This window comes from Arthrobacter sp. zg-Y1219 (assembly GCF_030125545.1).
Classification (GTDB): Bacteria; Actinomycetota; Actinomycetes; order Actinomycetales; family Micrococcaceae; genus Arthrobacter_B.
This window is the reverse complement of sequence record NZ_JASKLY010000019.1, coordinates 94702-117300: the sequence shown is the minus strand read 5'-3', so window position 1 is coordinate 117300 and position 22599 is coordinate 94702. Positions and strand designations below refer to the sequence as shown.

At 67.0% G+C, this 22599-nt stretch carries 23 protein-coding genes; 13 read left to right on the top strand and 10 right to left on the bottom strand.

Annotated features, from left to right (window positions below):
* Positions 1-54 precede the first annotated feature (54 nt).
* Complete coding sequence (locus QNO00_RS14885) at positions 55-1128, bottom strand: DNA polymerase IV (protein WP_502863411.1); 1074 nt, start codon at positions 1126-1128, stop codon at positions 55-57.
* 105 nt (positions 1129-1233) lie between these two features.
* Here QNO00_RS14885 and QNO00_RS14880 point away from each other — a divergent pair, with 105 nt between their 5' ends.
* A complete protein-coding gene (locus QNO00_RS14880) occupies positions 1234-1389 on the top strand; it encodes a hypothetical protein (RefSeq protein WP_284025057.1) in 156 nt (51 codons plus the stop codon).
* Between the two features lie 297 nt (positions 1390-1686).
* Complete coding sequence (locus QNO00_RS14875; RefSeq protein ID WP_229967821.1) at positions 1687-2550, top strand: alpha/beta hydrolase; 864 nt, start codon at positions 1687-1689, stop codon at positions 2548-2550.
* 9 nt (positions 2551-2559) lie between these two features.
* Here QNO00_RS14875 and QNO00_RS14870 read toward each other — a convergent pair whose 3' ends face one another.
* Entirely contained in the window at positions 2560-3585 is a 1026-nt protein-coding gene (locus QNO00_RS14870) for an isopenicillin N synthase family dioxygenase (protein ID WP_229967823.1), read from the bottom strand.
* 169 nt (positions 3586-3754) lie between these two features.
* Entirely contained in the window at positions 3755-4426 is a 672-nt protein-coding gene (locus tag QNO00_RS14865) for a DUF1345 domain-containing protein (protein WP_284025056.1), read from the bottom strand.
* A 149-nt stretch (positions 4427-4575) separates the two neighbouring features.
* Here QNO00_RS14865 and QNO00_RS14860 point away from each other — a divergent pair, with 149 nt between their 5' ends.
* The 5 genes from QNO00_RS14860 to QNO00_RS14840 are packed head-to-tail and all read left to right on the top strand — an operon-like array spanning position 4576 to position 9016.
* Entirely contained in the window at positions 4576-5709 is a 1134-nt protein-coding gene (locus QNO00_RS14860; protein ID WP_284025055.1) for an ABC transporter substrate-binding protein, read from the top strand.
* Positions 5690-6811, top strand: coding sequence for a FecCD family ABC transporter permease (locus QNO00_RS14855; RefSeq protein WP_284025054.1), 1122 nt, complete (start codon positions 5690-5692; stop codon positions 6809-6811). Before QNO00_RS14860 ends, QNO00_RS14855 begins: the two co-directional genes overlap by 20 nt.
* Complete coding sequence (locus tag QNO00_RS14850; protein ID WP_284025053.1) at positions 6808-7662, top strand: ABC transporter ATP-binding protein; 855 nt, start codon at positions 6808-6810, stop codon at positions 7660-7662. The genes QNO00_RS14855 and QNO00_RS14850 overlap by 4 nt, the downstream gene beginning before the upstream one ends.
* Positions 7659-8348: a hypothetical protein gene (locus QNO00_RS14845; RefSeq protein ID WP_284025051.1), complete on the top strand. Its 690-nt coding sequence runs from the start codon at positions 7659-7661 to the stop codon at positions 8346-8348. Before QNO00_RS14850 ends, QNO00_RS14845 begins: the two co-directional genes overlap by 4 nt.
* Complete coding sequence (locus QNO00_RS14840; protein ID WP_284025050.1) at positions 8345-9016, top strand: hypothetical protein; 672 nt, start codon at positions 8345-8347, stop codon at positions 9014-9016. Before QNO00_RS14845 ends, QNO00_RS14840 begins: the two co-directional genes overlap by 4 nt.
* Before the next feature lie 44 nt (positions 9017-9060).
* Here the strand turns inward: QNO00_RS14840 and QNO00_RS14835 are convergent, their stop codons facing one another.
* Both QNO00_RS14835 and QNO00_RS14830 read right to left on the bottom strand, forming a co-directional pair.
* Entirely contained in the window at positions 9061-9354 is a 294-nt protein-coding gene (locus QNO00_RS14835) for a hypothetical protein (protein WP_284025049.1), read from the bottom strand.
* A gap of 144 nt (positions 9355-9498) precedes the next feature.
* Positions 9499-10095, bottom strand: coding sequence for a LysE/ArgO family amino acid transporter (locus tag QNO00_RS14830; protein ID WP_284025096.1), 597 nt, complete (start codon positions 10093-10095; stop codon positions 9499-9501).
* A gap of 70 nt (positions 10096-10165) precedes the next feature.
* On the opposite strand from QNO00_RS14830, the gene QNO00_RS14825 reads away from it, so the two are divergent.
* Positions 10166-11047 (top strand): LysR family transcriptional regulator ArgP, encoded by an 882-nt coding sequence (locus QNO00_RS14825; RefSeq protein ID WP_284025048.1) that lies wholly within the window; start codon positions 10166-10168, stop codon positions 11045-11047.
* Here QNO00_RS14825 and QNO00_RS14820 read toward each other — a convergent pair.
* Positions 11044-11937 carry a Cof-type HAD-IIB family hydrolase gene (locus tag QNO00_RS14820; protein ID WP_284025047.1) on the bottom strand — a complete coding sequence of 298 codons (894 nt, stop codon included), beginning with the start codon at positions 11935-11937 and terminating at the stop codon, positions 11044-11046. The genes QNO00_RS14825 and QNO00_RS14820 overlap by 4 nt on opposite strands.
* A 204-nt stretch (positions 11938-12141) precedes the next feature.
* On the opposite strand from QNO00_RS14820, the gene QNO00_RS14815 reads away from it, so the two are divergent.
* Together QNO00_RS14815 and QNO00_RS14810 are read left to right on the top strand one after the other, a co-directional pair.
* A complete protein-coding gene (locus tag QNO00_RS14815) occupies positions 12142-12441 on the top strand; it encodes a type II toxin-antitoxin system VapB family antitoxin (RefSeq protein ID WP_104055710.1) in 300 nt (99 codons plus the stop codon).
* Complete coding sequence (locus tag QNO00_RS14810; protein ID WP_284025046.1) at positions 12434-13120, top strand: LytR C-terminal domain-containing protein; 687 nt, start codon at positions 12434-12436, stop codon at positions 13118-13120. The genes QNO00_RS14815 and QNO00_RS14810 overlap by 8 nt, the downstream gene beginning before the upstream one ends.
* A gap of 45 nt (positions 13121-13165) precedes the next feature.
* On the opposite strand, the gene QNO00_RS14805 is transcribed toward QNO00_RS14810, so the two are convergent.
* The 4 genes from QNO00_RS14805 to aceA form a co-directional block, all read right to left on the bottom strand.
* Entirely contained in the window at positions 13166-13879 is a 714-nt protein-coding gene (locus QNO00_RS14805; RefSeq protein ID WP_284025045.1) for a DsbA family oxidoreductase, read from the bottom strand.
* A gap of 12 nt (positions 13880-13891) precedes the next feature.
* Entirely contained in the window at positions 13892-15367 is a 1476-nt protein-coding gene (locus QNO00_RS14800; protein ID WP_284025044.1) for an amino acid permease, read from the bottom strand.
* Between the two features lie 145 nt (positions 15368-15512).
* Positions 15513-17144 carry a malate synthase A gene (gene aceB / locus QNO00_RS14795; protein WP_284025043.1) on the bottom strand — a complete coding sequence of 544 codons (1632 nt, stop codon included), beginning with the start codon at positions 17142-17144 and terminating at the stop codon, positions 15513-15515.
* Between the two features lie 176 nt (positions 17145-17320).
* Positions 17321-18634, bottom strand: a complete 1314-nt coding sequence (gene aceA, locus QNO00_RS14790; RefSeq protein WP_229967850.1) for an isocitrate lyase — start codon at positions 18632-18634, stop codon at positions 17321-17323.
* Between the two features lie 148 nt (positions 18635-18782).
* Here aceA and QNO00_RS14785 point away from each other — a divergent pair, with 148 nt between their 5' ends.
* The 3 genes from QNO00_RS14785 (at position 18783) to QNO00_RS14775 (ending at position 22273) form a co-directional block, all read left to right on the top strand.
* Positions 18783-20282 (top strand): helix-turn-helix domain-containing protein, encoded by a 1500-nt coding sequence (locus QNO00_RS14785; protein ID WP_502863405.1) that lies wholly within the window; start codon positions 18783-18785, stop codon positions 20280-20282.
* A 31-nt stretch (positions 20283-20313) separates the two neighbouring features.
* Positions 20314-21210 (top strand): Fpg/Nei family DNA glycosylase, encoded by an 897-nt coding sequence (locus tag QNO00_RS14780; protein ID WP_229967852.1) that lies wholly within the window; start codon positions 20314-20316, stop codon positions 21208-21210.
* A 499-nt stretch (positions 21211-21709) separates the two neighbouring features.
* Entirely contained in the window at positions 21710-22273 is a 564-nt protein-coding gene (locus QNO00_RS14775) for a hypothetical protein (protein ID WP_284025042.1), read from the top strand.
* Positions 22274-22599: the final 326 nt, after the last annotated feature.

The window sequence follows — 22599 nt, the reverse complement described above, 5'->3', positions numbered from 1 at the left end:
GATGCCGGCCCGTCACTTAATAGGCGTCGTTCAGGAATCGTGCGGCGTAAGCCGTCACCAACCGCCGCGCGTCGGCGTGTGTCCCTTGCGGGCGTCAGCGGGCATCGCCATTTCGGCCCGCAGGCCCAGAAGCCGGATGGGGCGGCCGGCTTCGATCGCGCCCGCGAGGTCCAGCGCCCGCGCGAGGATTTCGTTCCGGTCGAAGGTCTCGGGAATCTTCCTCGCATGCGTCTTCGTCGTGAACGGTGCGTACCGGACCTTGAGGGTCAGCCCGATCACGGGCCGTCCTTCAGCCACGACATCCTCCAGGACGCGCGCCGTCAGTTCCCGCACGGCGTCGTGCACCTGGTCCGGCTCGGTGAGGTCGCGCTGAAAGGTGGTCTCGCGGCTGTGCCCGCGGGCAACCCACGGAGTGTCGTCCACAACGCTGGCGCCGTCCCCGCGCCCGAGCTCCGCGTACCAAGGCCCCATTTTCGGGCCGAACTCCGGGACCAGATTCGAGGGATCGGACGCTGCCAGTTCGGCGACGGTGGTAATGCCGAGCTTGGCCAGCCGGCCCGACACCTTGGCTCCGACGCCCCACAGATCCCTGGTGGGCCGCTCGCCCATGACGTCGAGCCAGTTTCCGGCGGTGAGGCGGAAAACGCCGGCCGGCTTGCCGAAATCGGTGGCGTTTTTGGCCCGGACAAGAGTGTCTCCGATGCCCACGCTGCAGTGCAGCCGCGTCTGCTCGAACACGGCGGCCTGCAGCTGCCGGGCATAGGCTTCCGGATCCTCCGTCTCGGTGCCGACAAAGGCTTCATCCCACCCCAACACCTGTACGACGGCGCCGGGCTGGCTTTGCAGGGTTGCCATCACCGTTTCAGACGCTGCGAGGTATTCCTCGGCATCGACGGGAAGGATCACGGCGTCGGGCACTTTTCGGGCGGCGATGCGCAGGGGCATGCCGGAACCCACGCCGAACGCCCGGGCTTCGTAGGAAGCGGTGGACACCACGGCCCGCTCCGTGGGGTCGCCCCTGCCGCCGACAATGATCGGCTTGCCCGCCAGCTCCGGGCGCCGGAGCACTTCGACCGCCGCGATGAACTGGTCGAGATCGACATGAAGCACCCAGGGGATTCCGCTCACGCGACCAGTCTGCCCCAACGTCCCGGACAAGCGCCACACTGCAGCGCATCGCCCCAATTCGCGCATATCATCGGATGCCGTTGACTTATCGATGAGAGGATCGTCATGGAACCAGGAATGCTGCTTCTTATCGTCATCGCAGCAACGACCATATTTGTTTTGGCGGTTGTCTTCCTCCTGCGCAGATTCAAGAAAATCAACGCGGAAAAATACCCGCCGGCGACCGAAGGCAGGAAATTTGAGATTCGACCACCACAATGAGCCGCCGACGGTCTTCGAGCGTTAAGCGAGCAGGTCCGGCCCGTCGCGGGAGGGTTACCTGGCGTCCCGGGGCGACTACGCAGCCGGCGGTTTGCCATCTCCGCCAGCCGCTTTTGCACCTCGCGTTGTGCGCCATGACTGGTGCCGTGATGCTGGTTGGCACGACTTGCTCAATCCGTCGTCAGCGCACTTGTCCTGCCCAGCCAGCGGATGTTGGCAGGGCCACCATCGGAGACCTTTGAGGCCTTCCATTTCTCTCGCTCTGGTCGGCAAAAGCCGTAAGGGAGGAACACCCTCATGAACAGTTCCAACGCCCCGGATCACGCCCCGGATAGCAACGTCCCGGACGGCAACGCCCCGGACACCATCGTGCTGGTCCACGGACTCTGGGTCACACCGCGCAGCTGGGAGGGGTGGAAAGCCCACTATGAGGCGCAGGGCTTCACCGTTCTCACGCCAGCCTATCCGGGCTTCGAAATCGAGGTCGAGGCGCTGCGGAACAACCCCGACGTCATCGCGGACCTCACCGTCCCGGAAACGGTGGATCACCTCGCGGGCATTGTCGAGTCGCTGCCCAAGCCGCCCATCATCATGGGCCACTCCTTCGGCGGGCTTCTGACGCAACTCCTGCTGGCCCGCGGCCTGGGCGCCGCCGGTGCGGCCATCAACGCGGCCCCGACCGAGGGCGTCCGGGTCACCCCGCTGTCCCAAGCCCGCTCCCTCTTCCCTGCCCTGAAGAACCCCGCCACCTTCCACAAGGCCGTCGGGTTCACCCCGGAGGAATGGCACTACGCCTTCACGAACACCCTCAGCCGGGAGGAATCCGACGCCGCCTACGAGCGGTACGCCATCGCTGCTCCGGGGCACTGGGTCTGGGCCTACGGACTCCTTGCCAATTTCCAGCCCGGGCACCAGGAGACGTGGGTGGATTACTCCGTCGACAGGGCGCCGCTGCTGTTCATCGGGGGCAGCGAAGACCACATCATGCCCCCTTCGGTCAACAGGTCCAACGCCAAGCACTGGGCCAAGTCCCCGGCCCTCACGGAGTACCACGAGTTTGAAGGCCGCGCCCATTGGACGTGCGCCGAGCCGGGATGGGAAGACGTTGCCGACTATGCCCTGGACTGGACGCTAACCCACGCGCGGCCGCAGCCTTCCTGACCGCCCCGATCAGGAAAGCAGCTCCGGATGATGCAGCTTGGCCACCTGGGGATGGGCCCGCAGCCAGCCCTTAAGGACATTGGAGCCGTAGGACGCCAGCATCGGGTTCTGCGGGTCATCGGAGATGCCGCGTGACTGCGCCGCCAGATGCTCGGGCAGCTGCACCGGATCAATGACCGCGTCCAGGCGCGGGGACCAGAAAAACGGAACGGCGTAGCGGTCCACGCCGGGAGCCGGTGCCTGCACACGGTGGATGGTGGCGGAGAGGTAGCCCTGGGTGGCGACTTCGAGCATTTCTCCGAGGTTGACCACTAGCGCTCCGGGGATCGGCTCCACCGGAATCCAGGTGTCGGACTCGTGCGGGCGGACCTCCAGCCCGCCCACGGAATCCTGCAGCAGCAGGGTCACGAAGCCGTAATCGGCGTGCGAGCCCACGCCGTGGCTGCCGGGTTCCTGAACCTCACCGCCCACATAGTGCGCGAGCTTGGCCATCCAGGCCGGGGTGCCTTCGAACGGCTCGGCGAAGTGGTCCTCGGGAAGTTCGAGGGAGACGGCGATGGCGCTGAGCAGCTCCGCGCCGACCCCGGACATCAGTTCCGCCCACTCCATCGACGTCTGCCGCAACTCGGGCAGCACCTCGTCGGGGAACAGATTGGGGCCCTGGACCAGCCAGAAGGGCTGATCGGCCGGGTAATTTTCCACGGCGGCACGTTCCGGCCCGAAGTCCACCATCTCGCGGGCATCCGGGCGCCCCTGGGTCAGCTCGGTGCCCAGCCGGGTGTAGCCGCGGAAGTGCGGTGACTTCCGGTTGTCCAGCTCCAGCCGTGTCTCCAGCGGCAGGTCGAAAAAGCGTTTGGTGACGTCGAACAGCTGGTCCACCTTTGCCTCGCCGGCGCCGTAGCCGACCAGCTGAAAGAAACCGATCCGGTGGGTAGCGTCACGCAGTGCGGCAATGAATTCGGCGTTGAAGGAACCGTCGGCATTGCGGGCAGTGCTCAGGTCCAAAACAGGAATCGATGTGGGGATCGCAGTCATGGTGCGAAGTTATCACCGTCTGCTGTCAACCGGGCAGCGAATATTACGTCCCGCCCATCGTAGGCGCTCCTGACCTGCGGCTTTATCGGTCAAAGCAACACGGTCCGCGTAACACCGCGTCTTGCGGCGACACCTGCGCTGTTGCTCCCTGCCCTGCAGTCGTACCGGATCACGGGAAGAAAATCGCGATCAACAGGGCAAGGATGAACGTGGTGTAGGCGAAGGCAACGTAGGCCTGGCCGGTCACGGCGTTGCGGGCCCGGGTGGTCAGGACGTTGATGTCAGAGGAGGAAAACGTCGTGGCGATCTGCGCGGAAAGGTAGTAGTAGTCGGCGAAAACCGCCCCCGAAGCCTGGCCGGGCAGGTCGAAGGCGTCCTCGGTGCTGTTCAGCCGCGCGTAATGCACGGCGTAGGTCGAGACGGTCACCAGCCAGGCGCTGAGCACCACGAAAGCGGTCAGCCCGTTCGCCAGCACGCTGGTGATCAGCCCGGGAAGGAGGAGGTCCAGGGCGACGGCGACAGTCGCCAGGATTGACGCCTGCACGTTGACGGTCGGCAGCCGGCCCGTACGGGTCGCGGTCGCCCGCAGCCAGGAGTGCAGCGTGGCAGCGTCCGCCGCGGCGAAAACCCGGTGGGTCAGGATAAGCCAGACGGCTGAATAGGCGATCCAGAACACGAAGGCGGTCAGCGCCACGGTATTCAGGGTGACCCGGACCGGGACAAGAGCCGAATATGCCACAAGGGCCGCCGCACTGGCCGGCAGGGCGGCCGCCAGGGCGCTGAGGCTCCGGCGGCGGTCGCCGGCGAGGGCCGGCACGCCCGGGGGAGGCTGATCCGTCATAGCCGTGATGCTAGCCCACGGTTCCGGTCATGGCCCCAGCCCTAATGACTTCAATTAGGTTACGAAATTGTGCGCTAATCGCACGGATATGGTCTGATGATCTAGGTCAGTTTTAGGTAAGCCTTACCTTCCGAGCGATAGGAACGACGTTGTCCGACTCCCACACCCCGCGGGGAACCACCCGCCGCAGCCTTCTCGGCGGAGCCGGCCTCGGCTTCCTCGCCCTCGCTCTTGGCGCCTGCTCCTCCCGCGAAACCGTCGCCGCGGCCGGTGGAGCCGCCGGGTCAAAAGGCTTCACCGTGACTGACATGCGCGGCGTGCAGGTGTCCTTTGACGCCCCGGTGCAGCGGATCGCCACCACGGTCATTCCCTCGCCGTCGATGCTTGCCGCCGTGGACGGCGGTTATGGCCGCATCGTGGGAATCAACGAATCGACAGTCCAGGCCAACCGGCAGGGCCTGTTCGGGGAGATGTATCCGGAGTCGAAGACCACCACCACCGTTTCGCCGTCCAGCTTCACCCCGAACATTGAAACGCTCACCGCCCTGGATCCCGACGTCGTGTTCCAGTGGGCGGACCAGGGCGACGGGCTGGTGGAGCCGCTGGAAACCGCCGGCTTCAAGACCGTCTGCCTGCTCTACGGCACGCAGGAATACCTGGAAACCTGGGTGGGCCTGTTTGCCACGATCCTGGGTAAGCCGGAGCGCGGCACGGAGATCGTGGACTGGATGCACACCGAGATCGAACGGCTGCAGCGGGAACTGTCCTCCGTCACCACTCCCGTCCGCGTGGTCCACCTGGGCCAGTCCGGCGACGGCTATTCGGCCTCGAACAAGACCGCCTACATGCACTACTGGATGGAACTGGCCGGCGGGCAGAACATGGCCGCCGACAACATCTCCGCCGAGAACGTGGTCAGCGCCGAGCAGCTCATCGAGTGGGATCCCGAGGTCATTACGCTGGGCGGCTTTGATGCCCGCACGCCGGCCGAGGTGTACGCCGACAAGTCGCTGGCCTCCGTGTCCGCGGTGCGCAACCGCCGGGTCTACAAGGCTCCGCTGGGCGGCTACCGCTGGGAAGTGCCGTGTGCCGAGTCGCCGCTGATGTGGCAGTGGGCAGCCGAGCTGTTCCATCCCGAGCTCACCCAGCACAACCTCCGCGCGGCCATTGCGGAGAAGATCTCCTACCTCTACGGCTACGAGATTTCCGAGGCCCAGATCGATGCCGCCCTCCGGCTGGACCTGAACAGCGCAAGCGCCGGCTATGACGTCTTCAGTGCCTGAGGCGGACACCGGCACGACGACGACGACGACGGTGACGACGGCGGCCCGGCCGGCGGCCCGCAGCCACCGGCTGGCCCTGCTGCTGTGCGTCCTGATCCTCCTCGCGGTGGCCCTGGTCTCCATGGCCGCCGGCCGGTACTGGGTTCCGCCGAATGAAATCCTGCGCATCCTGGCCAACGAAGCCACCGCACTCTTCGGCGCCGGAGGCGGCGAGGGGCTCCTGCGCCGGACCTGGACCGACCAGGAAGCCACAGTGGTCCTTGACGTGCGCCTGCCGCGCGTCCTGCTGGCCTTCCTGGTGGGCGGCGCCCTGTCGCTGGGCGGCGCCTGCCTGCAGGCCCTGTTCCGCAACCCGCTGGTCAGCCCGGACATCATCGGCGTCACCGCGGGAGCCTCCTTCGGCGGCGTGCTGGTGCTGACCCTCGGCCTCTCCGGCGGCTGGATGGTGGGCGGTGCGTTCGGCTTCGGCCTGGCCGCGCTTGCCGTCGTGCTGGCGCTCGGACGGATGGGCGGCGCCGGCGGACCGATGCTGATGATCGTCCTCGGCGGAATCGTCGTGGCGGCGTTCTTCAACGCACTGGTCTCCTTCATCACCTACACCGCCGACCCGTACTCCGAACTGCCCTCGATCGTGCACTGGCTGCTCGGTTCCATTGCCGCCGCCAGCTACACAAAGGTCCTCACCGCTCTCGTTCCCGTGGCGATCGGCGGAGCCGTGGTGCTGGCGATGCGCTGGCGCCTCAATGTCCTCTCGCTGGGCGACGACGACGCCGCGGCGCTGGGCGTCAATCCGCAGCGGTCCCGCGTGGTGCTGCTGTGCGCCGTCGCGCTGATGACCGCGGGAACCGTCGCGGTGGCCGGCGCCGTCGGCTGGGTGGGGCTGGTGGTTCCGCACCTGGCCCGGCTCTGGGTCGGCCCGGATCACCGCGTGCTGCTGCCGGCGTCGCTGCTGCTCGGCGGCACCTACCTGATGCTCATCGATACCCTCAGCCGTTCGCTCAGCAGCAGCGAACTGCCGCTGGGCATCCTCACCGCCATCATCGGCGCCCCGGTGTTCGTGGCGTTGCTGGCCCGTTCCCAGAAGAGAGGCGCAGTGCAATGACCGTCGCTGCCGCATCCACCGCCCCCGAGCCGCTGATGCAGGCCACCGGCCTGGGCTTCCGCTACTCGCGGCTCCGGCCCTGGCTGTTCCGGAACCTGGCGTTCAGCTTGGAACGGGGCGAGATCCTCTCCATCCTCGGGCCCAACGCCCGCGGCAAAACCACCCTGCTCAAATGCCTGTCCGGACTGCTCACCGCCCGCGAGGGGCAGCTCACCAGCGGCACCACCATTGGCTACGTCCCGCAGGACCACGGGGCCGGCGGCACGTCCTTCACCGTTGCCGAGATGGTGCTCATGGGCCGTAGCCGGCACCTGCGCGCCTACCAGACACCGCGCCGGGAGGATCATGACGCCGCGGACGCCGCCATGGAACGGGTGGGCGTGGCCGCCTGGGCCAACCGCAGTTATGCCGAGCTCTCCGGCGGCCAGCGCCAGCTGGTGCTCATTGCCCGGGCGCTGGCCTCCGGCTCCGAGCTGCTGATCCTGGATGAGCCGGCCTCGGCTTTGGACCTGCACAACCAGTCCCGGGTGCTGACCGTGCTGTCCGGCCTCGCCGCCGACGGGATGGGCGTCATCATGACCACCCACCACCCCGACCATGCCCTGCACGTCTCCCGCAACGCGCTGCTTTTCGTCGGCAGCGACGACACCCGGTGGGGTCCCACCGAGGAACTGCTGACAGGGTCCGCCCTGTCCGCGGTCTACGGGCTTCCCATCTGCACCCCCACGGTGGGCACGGTGTCCGGAGACCGCGTCATTGCGGTGCCGGACTTCGGACCCTCCTGCCGCGAGGACTGCCCCGTGCCGTCCAGAACCGGCAACGCACTGCCATTTCGAAAGGACCCTTTGTGATTTTCCGACTGATCGGCGATACGCCGATGCGCGGCCAGCGCGATCCTTCCTGGCGCGGTGCGCCGGAGGACGTGGACGCCTATGACCTCGACGACGACGCCGCCCGGGTGCGGATTCTCGACGCCGACGGCCTCATCATCGGCGGCGGAGTCGACCACCTGCTGCTGATCAAGCACCGGGCCGCGCTCAGCGGGTTTGTCCGCAACGGCGGCCGGGTGCTGGTTAACGGGCAGGTCGTTCGGCCGTTCATCGACGGACTGGCGCCCTGGCGCAAGCTGGAGTTCCGCGGTCCCCGGGATGTGCAGCCGCATCCCGTGACACCGCATCCGGTCTGGGAGGGCGTGGACTACCGGGACCTGCACTACCGCACGGGAGTGCCGGGCACGCTTAGCTACGAGCGGTTGCAGGAAATCGGCGTCGCCGGCTTCTACGGGCGCGGCTACCACCTGGACCTGCCCGACGGCGCCCGCACCGTCACCGGCATCGGCCAGTACCGCCTGCCCCTGGACTACAGCTACCGGCTGGGCACCGGGGAAGTGCTGGTCCACGGCGGCAACGATCTGGAGAGCTTCGGCGACGACCGGTATTCCACCCGGCAGCTGGGCCCGAACCTGGTCGCCTGGCTGGACGGCGCCTCGAAATCCGACAGCACCCCGCCCGGCAGCATCGAAGGAGCCCGCGCATGAGCGTCGACACCAGCATTGCGGCCGCCGGCAGCACTCCGCGCATCGGGGTGCTGCACTGCGGCACCTACCCGGCGCTGCGGACGCTGGCCGATCCGGCGCTGCAGCCCTACCGGCTCGAGTCCATCTACCTTCCCGACGCTGATCCGGCGGCGCTCGCTGACCTGGACGCGGTCCTGGTGGGGGACCGGCTGCATCAGGGCCAGCTGGCCCGCTTCGCCCCGGCCATCCGCGAAGCGCTGCAGGATTCCGGCAAGACGGTCATCATCCTCGGCGAAAACAAGGTGGAGCGGTGGCTGCCGAACGTGGGCTACACCTTCCGGCCCACCGTGTTCTGGACCTGGCGCACCGGGGAGGACAACGGCACCCGGCTGCGGCTGCCCGCGGATCCGATGTGGCAGTACCTTACGGAGCGTGCGGTCTCCTGGCACCACCACGGCCTGCTGCATCCGCCGGAGGGCGCGCGCTCACTGGTGGTCATGGAAGAGAACGGCACCGAATCAGGGGCCCTGCTCTATGTTGATGAGGTGACCCAGCCGGCCCGCCTGCTGGTGACCACCATGGACCCGATCTATCACCACGGCTCGGGTTTCATGCCCGGAGCCTCGCAGCTGCTGTATTCACTGCTGCGCTGGGCCACCGCAACGCACGTTCCGGCGCTGCAGGCGTAAGCCGCCGGCCACAGGCGGACCGGGCAGCGGCCGGCGGCGGCGGCCTAGGCTTTGGCCGGATCCTTCCCGAAGTAGTAGGCAAGGAAGAAGGTCATGGCGAGCGCGCCGGACACCACCGAGGCACGTTCTCGGTAGCCTGCCGCCGGCCGGCCCAGCAGGGCGGCGCCGCCGGCAGCGTTCAGGGCGCTCCACGCCGCGTTCGCCAGGGGGCTGGACAGACCGACGCCCGGCGGATTGGCAAACGGGGTGGGGAACCGGGCGCCCTGAACGGCGCTGACCCCGTGCGGCACTGCGTTGGCAAGGAGTACTCCGGCAAGGAATTTGGTGGCGAGGCTCATGAGGGTGGCGGTGTCCTGTCGGCAGTGGCGTGGCGGCGGGTCAATCGGGTCCGGGCCAGTGTAGGGGTGAACCGGCGGGCCTGTACAGAGGTTTTACGGCGCGACAGAAGCTTCGCGGCGCGGGGGTTCACGCTTGCCGGCGCCTCAGCCCAGGACCAGTTTTACCGCCAGCGCCAGCATCACGATCCCGATCAGCAGGTCCAGCACCTGCCAGGTGCGCGGCCGGCTCAGGGCTCCGGACAGGGCGCGGGCTCCGTAGCCGAGACCGGAGAACCAGAGGATGCTGCCGAGAACGGCACCGGCAGCGAAAATCCAGCGTGCCGCCTCACCGTACTGGTTGGCCAGGCTGCCCAGCAGGACCACGGTGTCCAGGTAGACGTGCGGGTTAAGGAAGGTCAGTGCCAGCGTGGTGCTGATGACGGATCCGCGGGAACGCGGAGCCTGCCCGGTCAGCACGGAAGGTTTCAGCGCGGACATGAAGGACCTGACTGCGAACCACGCCAGGTACACCGCGCCGCCCCAGCGCAGGATATCGAGAACCTGCGGGAAGCGGTCAACTAGGGTGCCGATACCCGCGGTACCGGCCAGGATCAGGACGGCGTCACTCGCCGCGCATAACACCACCACCGCGGCGACGTGTTCGCGGCGGATGCCCTGCCGCAGGACAAACGCGTTCTGCGCCCCGATGGCCACGATCAGTCCCAGTCCGGTCAGCAGTCCGGTACCCCAAATGCTCCACATGGCTTCGACGCTAGTTCCCGGCCCTGATACAGGCAAACGAAAGATTGTGCGCATGCATTAGATTTTCTTCATGAACTTTGATCATCTGCGGGCCTTGGCCGCCGTCATCGACGAGGGCACCTTCGAGGCGGCCGCGGACCGGCTGCACATCAGTCCGTCCGCCGTGAGCCAACGCATCAAGGCGCTGGAGAAGTCAGTGGGACAGGTCGTGGTGCGCCGCGCCGCGCCCTGCACACCCACCGACGCCGGGTCGGCGCTGCTGCGCCTGGCCCGGCAGGTGCAGCTGCTGGAGTCCGAGGCCCGGGAAGCCCTGGGTGCGGGGTCCGCGGGGCCGACCGCCACGCCCGTGGCCGTGAACGCCGATTCGCTGGCCACCTGGTTCCTGCCGGTGCTCGCGGATGCGGCGGGCTGGGCGGATACCACCCTCGACCTGCATGTGGAGGACCAGGATCACAGCAGCCGGTTGCTGCGGCAGGGCGATGTGCTGGGAGCGGTGACCGCGGACCCGGTGCCGGTGAGCGGGTGCCGGGCCGTGCGGCTCGGAGCCATGCGCTACGTCCCCGCCGCCGCCCCCGGGCTGCGGGACCGGTTTGCCGGGGGCGCCGGCCCGGACTGGAGTGCCATGCCGGTGCTGCAGTTCAACTCGAAGGACAAGTTGCAGCGCAGCTTCCTTGCATCCCACGGTGTGGCCCGCTTTCCGCCGATGCACACGGTCCCCTCCTCGGAGGCCTTCGTGGCTGCCGTGCGGGCCGGGCTGGGCTGGGGAATGGTCCCGGAGCTCCAGGTCGGATCCGACTTCGACGACGGGCGGCTGGTGCTGCTCGATGCCCACGCCCACCACGACGTCGAGTTGTACTGGCAGTCCTGGACCCTTCAGTCCGAGCGCCTGGTCCGGCTGACCGCTGCCGTGCGCCGGGCAAGCCGGCAACTGCTTCACCAGCCGCCGAGCTAGCTCACGCCGTCGTCGTTCGCTGCCTCGCCGGCGGCCATGGCGGCCCAGCGCGCGAAATAGGCTCCGCCGGCATCTTCGTGGATGCGGTCCCCGGCGGTCAGCACCGGATAGGGCTTGGACGGAACACCGTCCGCCGGGCGGACGTCAACGTGCGCGACGTCGTACCCCAGAGCGTGCAGCTCATCCGCCATGGCGTAATCCGTCCGGGAATCCCCGACGGTGCGCCAGATGTGCGGAATCTCGGTTCCGGCGTCCTGCAGCAGGGACAGGGCACGCCGGGCACCGAGGTCCTTGCCGACGCCCAGGGCTTCGATGTCGGTGGAAATGATGGTGGGATCAATCCGGTAGTCGATCGAGTCGTCGCTGTCCGGTGCGTGGTGATCCAGCCGGCACACGCCCAGGTCGGACTTCCGCATCAGAGCCAGGGCATCGGCGTCGAAGTCCTGCTGCTCCCGGAGATATTCGGCGTTGGCGACCTCCACGTGCTGTTCAACGGACACCATGGCGCGCTTGGTTTCGTCGTAGAACATGTGGCCGCGGTACTTGGAAGCAACCAGCTCCCGGACGGCGTCGGCGTAGGCCTGGGGGAGGGCGAGGGCGGAATCCACCCGGGGCTCACCGGGTCCGGCGCCGGTGAAGGAGAACCAGACGGCACCCTTTTCGCAGACGGCGTGCAGGGTGGTCTCCGCGGACAGCCCGGCGGCGATCATTGGTTCCATCACCTGCTTGCGGATGAAGTCATCGGACCGGCCGGTGTTGAAGATGACGGGCCAGCCTGCCGATGCCAGCTGCACGAGGTGCGCAATGATGCCCGGAGGCACCGAGCGGGAAACCGGGCTGGCCACCGGGCCGTCGACGTCGAGCAGCAGGCCAAAGCGGGGAGAAGTCACAGGGCCAGTATTCCACTGAACGCGGCCTGCCCGAAAACCGCCTGCCGCCCGACCGGCAGCGCATTTGCACAGGTCGGAGGGCCATGCGGGTGTCCGGGACGCCGCTGCGGCGGCGCTGTGGCCGTGGCCGTAATGTAACGGAAAGCGGACGCCCCGCCGAGGCCCGCTGTTTCAAAGGGTGCGGATCTTCTTTAGTCTGTATAAGTGATCTTCAAAGCTGTTGGCGACGGACGCCCCTACCCTGACCATGGATACGTAACACCCAAGGATTGGGCAGCGGTACCTCCCCGGCAGGTGCGGCTCGACGAGTTGGTGACCACCAAAAGCACCCTCGATCTTGGCGCACTGCTGGCCGAGGACTCCACCTTCTTCGGAGATCTTTTCCCGCATGTCGTGCAATGGAGGGACACCATGTACCTGGAAGACGGACTGCACCGGGCCGTTCGGACGGCCCTGCACCAGCGAACCATCCTTCATGCACGCGTCCTGGTGATTGATGACTGACCAGCCTCCGGCGGTACGCCACCGGAACCGGACCGCGAAAAGTGATCCCACCGAATGGCACGGCCACCGGATTGTCACTGAAGACGATCTCGGAGCGGTCTTCGATCCCGAGGCCGACGAGGCGGCACGGGTCCGGATCGCCCGCCGCCGGCGCCTGCGGCACCGGATCGTCATCGGATTCCTGGTGTTTGTCCTCCTGCTCGGGGTGCTGTTTGGCGTGGCCGTCCTGCGGGGCTGGATTGTCCTGTCGACGCCCAGCTCGGCGCCGACAGCCTCCACCGAGTGCCCCGCCGGCCCGTTCACCTACCAGCCGCCGGACACGGTGACCGTCAACGTCTTCAATACGACGCCGACGCAGGGGCTGGCAACACAGGTTTCCGATGCGCTCGCCGAACGCGGATTCCAGCGCGGAACCGTCGGCAACAGCACGGTGAACCGCGAAGGCATGACCGCCATCATCACGTCCGGCCCCAGCGGAGAAGCGGCAGCCTTCACCCTCCAGCAGCAGATCCCGGGAACCCAGTACGTGCAGGACGCCCGGGCGGATGCCTCCGTGGACGTTGTGCTCGGCTCCGGATACACGGCGCTGGTGCCGGTTGACAAGGTGTCAACCGCCGCCACCGGGCCGATGAGCTGCCCGTGGCAGTCGGAAACGCCGTCTCCGCCGGCAGCCGGCTGAGACTGCTGCCGGCTGAGCCAGCTGGAGAGTTAGCAGCCGGCTGGGCTAGCAGCCCTCGGGGCCGCAGGCCGGTCCGTCCGCCGACGCTGCCGCCGGGGTGACCATCCGGAGCGGTTGCGCTTCCGCCCATGCGGTGTCCAGTGCCTGGGCGAACAGTTCCGCAGGCTGGGCTCCGGAAATGCCGTATTTGCGGTCGATCACGAAGAACGGCACACCGCTGATGCCCAGGGACCGCGCTTCGGCGAAGTCCCGGTGCACGGCGTCCGTGTACTCATCGGTGGCCACCACTGCCCGCACCCGCTCGGGATCCAACCCGACCCGGCTGCCGATTTCCGCCAGCACGTCGGCGCTGCCGGTGTCCAGCCCCTGCTCAAAGTGGGCCGACAGCAGGGCCTCCTTGGCGGCGTCGGCCGCAGCGGTCCCCGCCTCGGCCCGGGCCAGATGAATCAGCCGGTGCGCCCGGAAGCTGTTGGCCACCACGAGCTTCCCGAAGTCGTAGTTCAGCCCAACGCCGGCTGCCTGCTCGGTCACCTGCTCCAGCATCCCGGCCAACTGCGCCGGGTCGATCCCCTTGCGTTCGCTCAGGTACTGCACCTCGGTGCCGTCGTAGTGCTCGGGGAGGGAAGGATCAAGCTGGTAGCTGCGCCAGGTGACCTCCACGTCGTCGCGGTGCTCAAAACCGGCCAGCGCGGCTTCGAAGCGGCGCTTTCCGATGTAGCACCAGGGGCAGGCAATGTCAGACCAGATTTCAACCTTCATGCCGGGTGCAACCTAGAAGCGCTGCGGGGCATTCCCGGAGGCCTGCGCGGCTCGGGCCGCAGCGGACGGGTCCTCGCCGGCGGCCGGCCAGGGCACGCCAGTCTCGTCGTCCAGTTCGGCCCGGACGCGTCCGTTGCCGCGCACCCAGATCCGGTACGCCACGAAGAGCAGGCCGATCCAGATCATGCCCACCACCAGGGCCACCCGGGTGTCCGGCATGATGCCCAGCAGCACCACGATGAACACCATGAAGGCCAGCGCCGCATAGGACGCGAACGGCCAGAACGGCACCCCAAATTCGGAGGCCGGCAGCCCGCGGCGCTTAATTTCGCGCTTCATGGCGATGTGCGAGAGCAGGATCATCAGCCACACCCACACGGTGGCGAAGGTGGCGATTGACGCGATGATCTTGAACAGGTTCTCGGGCAGCAGGGCGTTCAGGACGACGCCGACCAGCAGCACCCCCGCCATGGTGGCAACGGTCATCCAGGGCACGCCGTTGCGGGAGATTTTCGCGAACGACGCCGGTGCCTGGCCCTGCTGCGCCAGCCCGTACAGCATGCGGCCGGCTCCGAAGATGTCGGAGTTGATCGCGGACAGGGCGGCGGTGATCACCACGGCGTTGAGGATGTGGGCCGCCGCAGGGATGCCAAGGGAATCGAAAATCTGCACAAACGGGCTGGTTGCGCCGTCGATGTCCTGCCACGGGAAGATCATCATCAGCACGCCGAGGGCGCAGACGTAGAAGAGCAGGATGCGCACCGGAACGGTGTTGACGGCCGCCGGAATGGCCTTTTTCGGGTTGTCCGCCTCGCCGGCGGTGATGCCCACGGTCTCAATGCCGCCGAAGGCAAACATCACGATGGAGAAGGACGCCAGCAGGCCCCAGAAGCCGTTGGCGAAGAAGCCGCCGGAGCCCAGCATGGTCTCCAGTCCGGGGTTCGCCGTGTCGGGCAGGCCGAAGCCGAACACCACAATCGCGGCGCCGCCCACGATCATGGCGATGATGGCCGCCACCTTGACGATGGACAGCCAGAACTCGGTTTCCCCGAAGACTTTCACCTTCATCAGGTTCAGGGCCGAGATCAGCAGGACGGCGGCAAGGATCCAGATCCAGCGCGGCACGTCGGCGAACCAGAACCCCATGTAAATGCCCAGGGCGGTGACGTCGGCAATGGCAACGATGGCCATTTCGAAGGCGAACGTCCAACCGGTGATGAATCCGGCGAAGGGGCCGAGGTAGCGGCTGGCATACTGCCCGAAGGATCCGGACACCGGGTGCCGCACGGCCATTTCGCCGAGCGCCCGCATGACCAGGAACACAGCGGCTCCGCCGATCATGTACGCCAGCAGGACGGCCGGGCCGGCAGACTGAATCGCCGAGGCGGAGCCGTAGAAGAGGCCGGTGCCGATCGCGGAGCCGAGCGCCATGAACCGGATATGCCGGACATTCAGCCCACGGGCCAAGGCCTGGGTAAAGGAGGACATCTGAGTAAACACACCTTGGAATTGGAGAGGCAAGCCAAACAAGCGGCCTATCCATGTTACGCCGGTGCCGTGTTGCGCATTTGCAGCAGGGCCCGACGCCGTTGCCGGCGCCGGGCCCTGAACCTCGCTTCCGGGGAGGGTATGGCTAGACGGTTGCGAGCTCCTGCGACTCGTGCAGGAAGCGGGCGTAGGCCGGCACGGTCAGGAAGGTGGGGAAGTGCTCCCCGCACGCCACCTCCTCGAACAGCTCACGGGCGTCGTTGAAGCGGTCGCCGTCGAAGCGCTGCAGGGCGGTGAACTCCTCGTCCACCAGGTGCTCCACCCAGTCGTGGGTGATGATCTCGCCCTCGTCGGTGACCGCCGAGGCGTGGATCCACTGCCAGATCTGGGAACGGGAGATCTCCGCGGTGGCGGCATCCTCCATCAGGTTGTTGATCGCCGCCGCGCCGTTGCCGCGCAGCCACGATTCGATGTAGCGGATGCCCACCTCGATGTTGCTGCGGATGCCGGCCTCCGTAATGATGCCGGGGGTGGAAGCGATGTCCAGCAGGGCCTTCGCGTTGGGAACCACGTCCTCCCGGCTGCGCCCGAGCTGGTTGGGGCGCTCGCCGAGTACGCCGTCGAACACCTCCATGGCCACCGGAACCAGGTCCGGATGAGCCACCCAGGAACCGTCAAAGCCGTCGTGCGCTTCCCGTGTCTTGTCGGCGCGGACCCGCTCCATGGCGACGTCGTTGGCGGCGGCGTCCTTCCGGTTCGGGATGAACGCGGCCATCCCGCCGATGGCGTGCGCACCGCGGCGGTGGCAGGCCCGCACCAGCTGCTCGGTGTAGGACCGCATGAACGGGGCGGTCATGGTTACCTGGTTCCGGTCCGGCAGCACGAACCGGGGTCCGCGGGTGCGGAAGTTCTTGATCACCGAGAAGATGTAGTCCCAGCGGCCGGCGTTGAGGCCGGCGGCGTGGTCCCGCAGTTCGTAGAGGATTTCCTCCATTTCGAAGGCTGCGGTGATGGTCTCGATCAGCACCGTGGCCCGGATGGTGCCCTGCGGAATGCCGAGCAGATCCTGCGCCAGGACGAATATGTCGTTCCACAGCCGTGCCTCGAGGTGGTTCTCGATCTTCGGCAGGTAGAAGTACGGGCCGCGGCCCTGCGAGATCAGGCGCTGGGCGTTGTGGAAGAAGTACAGGCCGAAGTCCACGATGCCGCCGGCAATCGGGGTGTTGTCCACCAGCATGTGCTTTTCCGGCAGGTGCCAGCCGCGGGGCCGCACCACGATGGTCGGCAGGTCGGCCAGGGTGGCGCCCTGCAGCTTGTAGTCCTTGCCCTCGGGCGAGGTGAAGTCGATCCTGCGGTCCAGTGCGTCGCGCAGGTTCAGTTGGCCGTTGATGACGTTGGCCCACGACGGCGTGGAGGAGTCCTCCATGTCGGCCAGCCAGACCCTGGCCCCGGAGTTCAGCGCGTTGATGGTCATTTTCCGGTCCACCGGACCGGTGATTTCCACCCGGCGGTCTTCCAGGCCGGGGGCCGTGGGCGCCACCCGCCAGGAATCGTCGTCGCGGATGTGCCGGGTTTCGGCGAGGAAGGTCGGGTCTGCCCCGTTGGAGATCTGCTGCCGCCGGGTCTGGCGCTGCTGGAGCAGTTCCTGCCGGCGGCTGGTCGTGGCCCGGTGCAGCGCCTTGACGAAATCCAATGCCTGCGGAGTGAGGATTTCCTCCTGCCGCCGCACAACGGGGGCAGTGAGGGATATTCCGTTCAGGGTGATCGGGTCATTCATGGCGTTCTCCTTCGGGATCTTTCAAGACTGGGGGATGGTGCTGAGGGACCGCCGAGATGGCAGAAACTGCTCTTCCCAGGGCTGGTACGTGCAGTTTCTGCCATCTCGCGGGGGAGTGGGTGAGGGGATGGGAGGGGGCAGCGAGGGTGGGGGAAGGGGGAGGTGAAGGTCCGGGGTTAGTGGAACTGGGCGGACTCAGTGGACCCGGCCAGGGCCAGGGTGCTGCCGTTCGGGTTCAGTGCCGTGGCGATGGCATCGAAGTAGCCGGTGCCGACCTCGCGCTGGTGCTTCGTGGCGGTGTAGCCGCGGGATTCGGAGGCGAATTCCTTTTCCTGCAGTTCCACGTAGGCGCTCATGCCGTTGCGGGCGTAGCCGTGGGCCAGGTCGAACATCGAGTAGTTCAGGGCGTGGAAGCCGGCCAGGGTGATGAACTGGAACTTGAAGCCCATGGCGCCGAGTTCACGCTGGAACTTGGCGATGGTGTCGTCGTCCAGGTGCTTTTTCCAGTTGAACGACGGCGAGCAGTTGTAGGCGAGCATCTGGTCCGGGAACTCCGAGCGCACCGCCTCGGAGAATTTCCGCGCCAGCTCCAGGTCCGGGGTGCCGGTCTCCATCCAGATCAGGTCGGAGTAGGGGGCGTAGGCCTTGGCCCGGGCGATGCAGGGTTCGATGCCGTTGTGGACCTTGTAGAAGCCTTCGGCGGTGCGTACCGGCTTGCCGTCTTCCCGGACAATGAACTCGGCATCGCGCTCGTCGACGTCGGAGGTGATCAGCGTGGCGGCCTCGGCGTCGGTGCGGGCAATGACCACGGTGGGCGTGCCGGCGACGTCGGCTGCCAGGCGTGCAGCGTTCAGGGTGCGGATGTGCTGGGCGGTGGGGATCAGCACCTTCCCGCCCAGGTGGCCGCACTTCTTCTCCGAGGCCAGTTGGTCCTCCCAGTGAACGCCGGCCGCGCCGGCCTGGATCATGGACTTCATCAGCTCGTAGGCGTTCAGCGGGCCGCCGAAGCCTGCCTCCGCGTCGGCGACGATCGGCACCAGGTAGTCCTCGACGGTGGAGATGCCTTCGGCGAACTCGATCTGGTCGGCGCGCAGCAGGGCGTTGTTGATGCGGCGGACCACGGTGGGGACCGAGTTGGCCGGGTACAGGGACTGGTCCGGATAGGTGTGGCCGGAGTTGTTGGCGTCGGCGGCGACCTGCCAGCCGGAGAGGTAGATGGCCTTCAGCCCGGCCTTGACCTGCTGCACGGCCTGGTTGCCGGTGAGGGCGCCGAGGGCGTTGGTGTAGCCGGTGTCGCCGGCGTTGCGCACCTGGTCCCACAGCTTTTCGGCGCCGCGGCGGGCCAGGGTGTGCTCTTCGGAAACGCGCCCGCGGAGGCGAACGACGTCGTCGGCCGTGTAATCGCGCGTGATGCCGGCCCAGCGTGGATCCGAAGCCCATTCGGAAGTGAGCTGCTCGGCGGTGCGGGCGGTGTTCTGGTCCTGGGTCATGGGAACGTCTCCTTGGAAGTTTTTTCCTGCCTCGCCGGCCGTTTCGACCGGTGAATTCCTGCTGTGTTACCCACTCTGCGGCAAGAACAACCCCCTATCCAGAGGTTTGCTCTGGCAAGAAACGCAGTTATTCGCATAATCTAAAAATGTGACCGACACAACATGGAACCGGCCCGCTCCGGCAGCGCGCACCCCCGTTCCCGGCTCCGATCTGGAGCGGACCGTGGACGTGATCAGCATGGGCAGGCGCATCCGGCACCTGCGCAAAAGCAAGGGAATGACTCTGGATGACCTCGGTGTTGCCGTCGGCACCGTCGCCTCCCAGCTGTCCCTGATCGAGAACGGCAAGCGCGAACCCAAACTGGGCATGATGCAGTCCCTCGCCGCGGCGCTGGGCGTCAGCATTGACCAGTTGCTGGGCTCGGAGCCGCCCAGCCGGCGCGCAGCTCTGGAAATCGAGCTCGAACGGGCCCAGCGCGGGCCGCTGTACTCCTCCCTCGGGCTGCCCAAAGTCCGGATCAGCTCACGCCTGCCCACCGACGTGCTCGAGTCCCTGGTGGGGTTGCAGTCCGAGCTGGAACGCCGGCTCAACGAGCAGGTTGCCACGCCCGAGGAGGCCCGTCGGGCCAACGGCGAACTGCGGAAGATGATGCGCGAGCGCAACAACTATTTCCCCGAGTACGAACAGGCCGCGCAGGAGGTGCTGGACTCGGTGGGCCACACCTCCGGGCCGCTCTCCCAGCATGTGATCGCCGACATCGCCGCCCATCTGGGCTTCGCCCTGCACCATGTCGCTGACCTGCCGCACTCCACCCGGTCGGTGACGGATTTGAAGAACCGGCGCATTTACCTGACCCAGTCCCAGCGCTCGGACCACGATCCGCGGTCCGTGCTGCTGCAGGCCCTGGGCCACTATGTGCTGGACCACCAGACGCCGCGCAGCTACGGGGAGTTCCTGAGCCAGCGGGTGGCGACCAACTATTTCGCCGCTGCCCTGCTGCTGCCGCAGAACGCCACCGTCGAATTCCTGCAGCGGGCCAAGGCGGCCAAGGAAATCGCCGTCGAGGACATCCGGGACGCCTTTGCCGTCTCCTATGAGACCGCCGCGCACCGGTTCACCAACCTGGCCACCGAACATCTGGGCATTCCCACGCATTTCCAGAAGGTGCATGAGTCAGGCATCGTTTACAAGGCCTACGAGAACGACGGCGTGACGTTTCCGGCCGACCACACCGGAGCCATCGAGGGCCAGCCGATCTGCCGGTACTGGACCTCCCGGGAAGTGTTTTCGGTGCCTGACAAGTTCAGTGCCTTCAACCAGTACACGGACACTCCGGCCGGGACCTACTGGTGCACGGCCCGCACCGAACGCAGCTCCGGCGGGCTGTTCTCGCTGAGCATCGGTGTTCCCTACGCTCATGTGAAGTGGTTCCGCGGGCGGGACACCACCGCCCGGTCGAAGTCCCGCTGTCCCGATCCGGACTGCTGCCGCACCCCGCCCGGGGAACTGGCCTCGGAATGGTCCGGGTTTGCCTGGCCCAGCGCCCGGGCACACTCCCACCTGCTGGCAGCCCTGCCTCCGGGTGCGTTTCCCGGCGTGGACGAGACCGAGGTGTATTCCTTCCTGCGGTCGCACGCGGGGGACTGACCGGAATCCGGCAAACCGTTAGGGTGAGTGCATGCCTGAGATGCCTGAAGTGCAGGGACTCGCCGACTTCCTGCGGGAAAAGCTCCTGCCGCCCGGTGCTCCGCCGGCTGTCATCTCCGATGTGGAGGTGCTCTCCTTCGCCGTGCTGAAAACAGCTGAGGTGCCGCTTGACGTTCTACAAGCCGGACCGGTGTCCGGTGTTGAGCGCCGGGGCAAGTTCATAATCCTCACCGCGGGCGGAGTGCACCTGGTGATGCACCTGGCCAGGGCCGGTTGGCTGCGCTGGTCCGATGCACTGGCCCCCGGTCGCCTGAAACCGGGCAAGGGGCGCATGGCGCTGAGGGTGCGCTTTGCCTCCGGGGGTCCCGACGACGACGGCGGGGTTGCGCCGGGCTTTGACCTGACCGAAGCCGGCACAAAGAAGTCACTGGCGGTCTACCTGGTGAAGGATCCCTTGGACGTTCCGGGCATCGCGCGGCTGGGACCTGAAGCGTTCGACGTCGACTATCCGGCCTTTGCGCAGCTGGTGGCCGCACATCGCGGGCAGATCAAGGGCCTGCTGCGGGACCAGTCGGTGATCGCCGGGATCGGCAATGCGTACAGCGACGAAATTTTGCATGCCGCCCATCTGTCACCGTTCGCCACCGCCGCCAGGCTCACCTCCGAAGAAGTTGAGCGGCTCTACCAGGCGCTGCGGGCCGTCCTCGAGTCAGCCATCGCCAATGCGTCCGGACGTCCGGCCGCGGAGCTGAAGGACTCCAAGCGGCGGGCGATGCGTGTTCATGCCCGCACCGGAGAACCCTGCCCGGTCTGCGGCGACACGGTCCGGGAGGTCTCCTTTGCCGATTCCTCGCTCCAGTACTGCCCCACCTGCCAAACCGGGGGAAAGCTGCTGGCGGACCGGAGGCTGTCCCGGCTCCTGAAGTAGGCCGGCATTCACCAGCGGATGGGACGGCACGGGCTGCGAGCGTGCCGCCGCGGCCTAGCTGAGCGTGACCGGGGCCATTATTGCCGCCACGATCATAAAGACCAGGACCAGCAGCACCGCGCTGCCGCAGAACAGCCACACCCGCCGTTTGGAGCCGGGGCGCGTACCAAATCGCTGCGGCGCCGGCCGCCAGCAGTGCGATGCCGACCGGCACGAAAGCCCCCACCTTCGGCCAGGTGTTCATCGGCAGCAGGAGGTTGGCCCCGTACAGGGTCAGGAAGAGCGCCGGAATACCCAGTCCGATCGAGAGCAGGGCAATCAGGAGGTTGAACCGGGCCTGGGCGTCCGCCTCTCGTGAACTCGAGATGCTGGACGCGGCCGAGAGCAGCATGCGGATTGACTCCGACTCCTTTTCCGCTTGCCGGCACATTTCCTGGCACTGCCGCATTGCGGCATCATGGGCCCGCATCCAGGGACGGGTCAGATGCGTGGCGGGAGCGTGTTCGTTGATGAGTGCAGGATCCTGCAGCTTTCGGTAGGCGTGGTAGGCCTCCGAATCGGTCGTGTGAACCCAGAGTCCCTCGCGGGCGGCCTCCCGCGCCTGATCGGCGGCGCGGCCGCAGATGATGTTCAACTGGAGCAGTGCGGCAATGACGTCGGTGTACTGCTCCGATGCATGCGTGTCCTTGCTGGACTGAGCCAAGTACGCTTCCAACGCGTATCGAACTTCGCGGACGGCGCCCATGGTGTTGCGCGAAGACTCGGCGAGCGTCTTCGCCAGACCGGCCGCCATCAGCGTCGGATCGGTTGTTGCCGGGAGTTCGACCCGCGTGCGCAGATGGGCGGCTGTCAGGTGTTCCGTTTCCTCCCGCTGGTCGCCATCTTCGGGGGAGATCAGAACAAATTCGTGCACCGCGCCGTTTTCGGACCACGCTGCAACGATGGTGGCCTCCAGCGAGACGCCGCCCGGGCACACCGCCACCAGGACGTGGCCCACGACGATGGAGCGTTCCCCCTCAGCTCCGGTGAGAAACAGAAGGGGCGCCACCCGCAGAGCGGCTGATGCCGGCCCGCCCGGTCTGCTGTCGGCGGCCGCACGCTGAGCCATGTCCCGGTTGGATATGGCTGTGCGGCCAAACCGGGCGCTGACTCGAAGCTCCTCTCCGGTCCGGGTTGCGTCTGTTTCGTTCTCTCGTGCAATCTGGCTCACTGCATCCCCCAAGGTGCGTTTCCATCGTTGTGCCCCACAGTATGTGCAAACATCGCGGATGCACGCGCAAAAAGAACAGTGGGCCCGGGATTCCTCCCGGGCCCACTGTTCTGTGCTTCTAGCTACTGCTCTGCTTCTAGCTGCTGCTGCGCTTTTAGCTACTGCGCGTGTTCCCGGAG

Bases quoted from the DNA above. Each gene is read 5' to 3' on its own strand.
- QNO00_RS14850 (WP_284025053.1), top strand. From the start codon at position 6,808: ATGACCGTCGCTGCCGCATCCACCGCCCCCGAGCCGCTGATGCAGGCC.
- QNO00_RS14880 (WP_284025057.1), top strand. From the start codon at position 1,234: ATGGAACCAGGAATGCTGCTTCTTATCGTCATCGCAGCAACGACCATA.
- QNO00_RS14875 (WP_229967821.1), top strand. From the start codon at position 1,687: ATGAACAGTTCCAACGCCCCGGATCACGCCCCGGATAGCAACGTCCCG.
- aceB (WP_284025043.1), bottom strand. From the start codon at position 17,144: ATGAATGACCCGATCACCCTGAACGGAATATCCCTCACTGCCCCCGTT.
- QNO00_RS14840 (WP_284025050.1), top strand. From the start codon at position 8,345: ATGAGCGTCGACACCAGCATTGCGGCCGCCGGCAGCACTCCGCGCATC.
- QNO00_RS14825 (WP_284025048.1), top strand. From the start codon at position 10,166: ATGAACTTTGATCATCTGCGGGCCTTGGCCGCCGTCATCGACGAGGGC.
- QNO00_RS14830 (WP_284025096.1), bottom strand. From the start codon at position 10,095: ATGTGGAGCATTTGGGGTACCGGACTGCTGACCGGACTGGGACTGATC.
- QNO00_RS14780 (WP_229967852.1), top strand. From the start codon at position 20,314: ATGCCTGAGATGCCTGAAGTGCAGGGACTCGCCGACTTCCTGCGGGAA.
- QNO00_RS14855 (WP_284025054.1), top strand. From the start codon at position 5,690: ATGACGTCTTCAGTGCCTGAGGCGGACACCGGCACGACGACGACGACG.
- QNO00_RS14870 (WP_229967823.1), bottom strand. From the start codon at position 3,585: ATGACTGCGATCCCCACATCGATTCCTGTTTTGGACCTGAGCACTGCC.
- QNO00_RS14865 (WP_284025056.1), bottom strand. From the start codon at position 4,426: ATGACGGATCAGCCTCCCCCGGGCGTGCCGGCCCTCGCCGGCGACCGC.
- QNO00_RS14835 (WP_284025049.1), bottom strand. From the start codon at position 9,354: ATGAGCCTCGCCACCAAATTCCTTGCCGGAGTACTCCTTGCCAACGCA.
- QNO00_RS14805 (WP_284025045.1), bottom strand. From the start codon at position 13,879: ATGAAGGTTGAAATCTGGTCTGACATTGCCTGCCCCTGGTGCTACATC.
- QNO00_RS14800 (WP_284025044.1), bottom strand. From the start codon at position 15,367: ATGTCCTCCTTTACCCAGGCCTTGGCCCGTGGGCTGAATGTCCGGCAT.
- QNO00_RS14810 (WP_284025046.1), top strand. From the start codon at position 12,434: ATGACTGACCAGCCTCCGGCGGTACGCCACCGGAACCGGACCGCGAAA.
- aceA (WP_229967850.1), bottom strand. From the start codon at position 18,634: ATGACCCAGGACCAGAACACCGCCCGCACCGCCGAGCAGCTCACTTCC.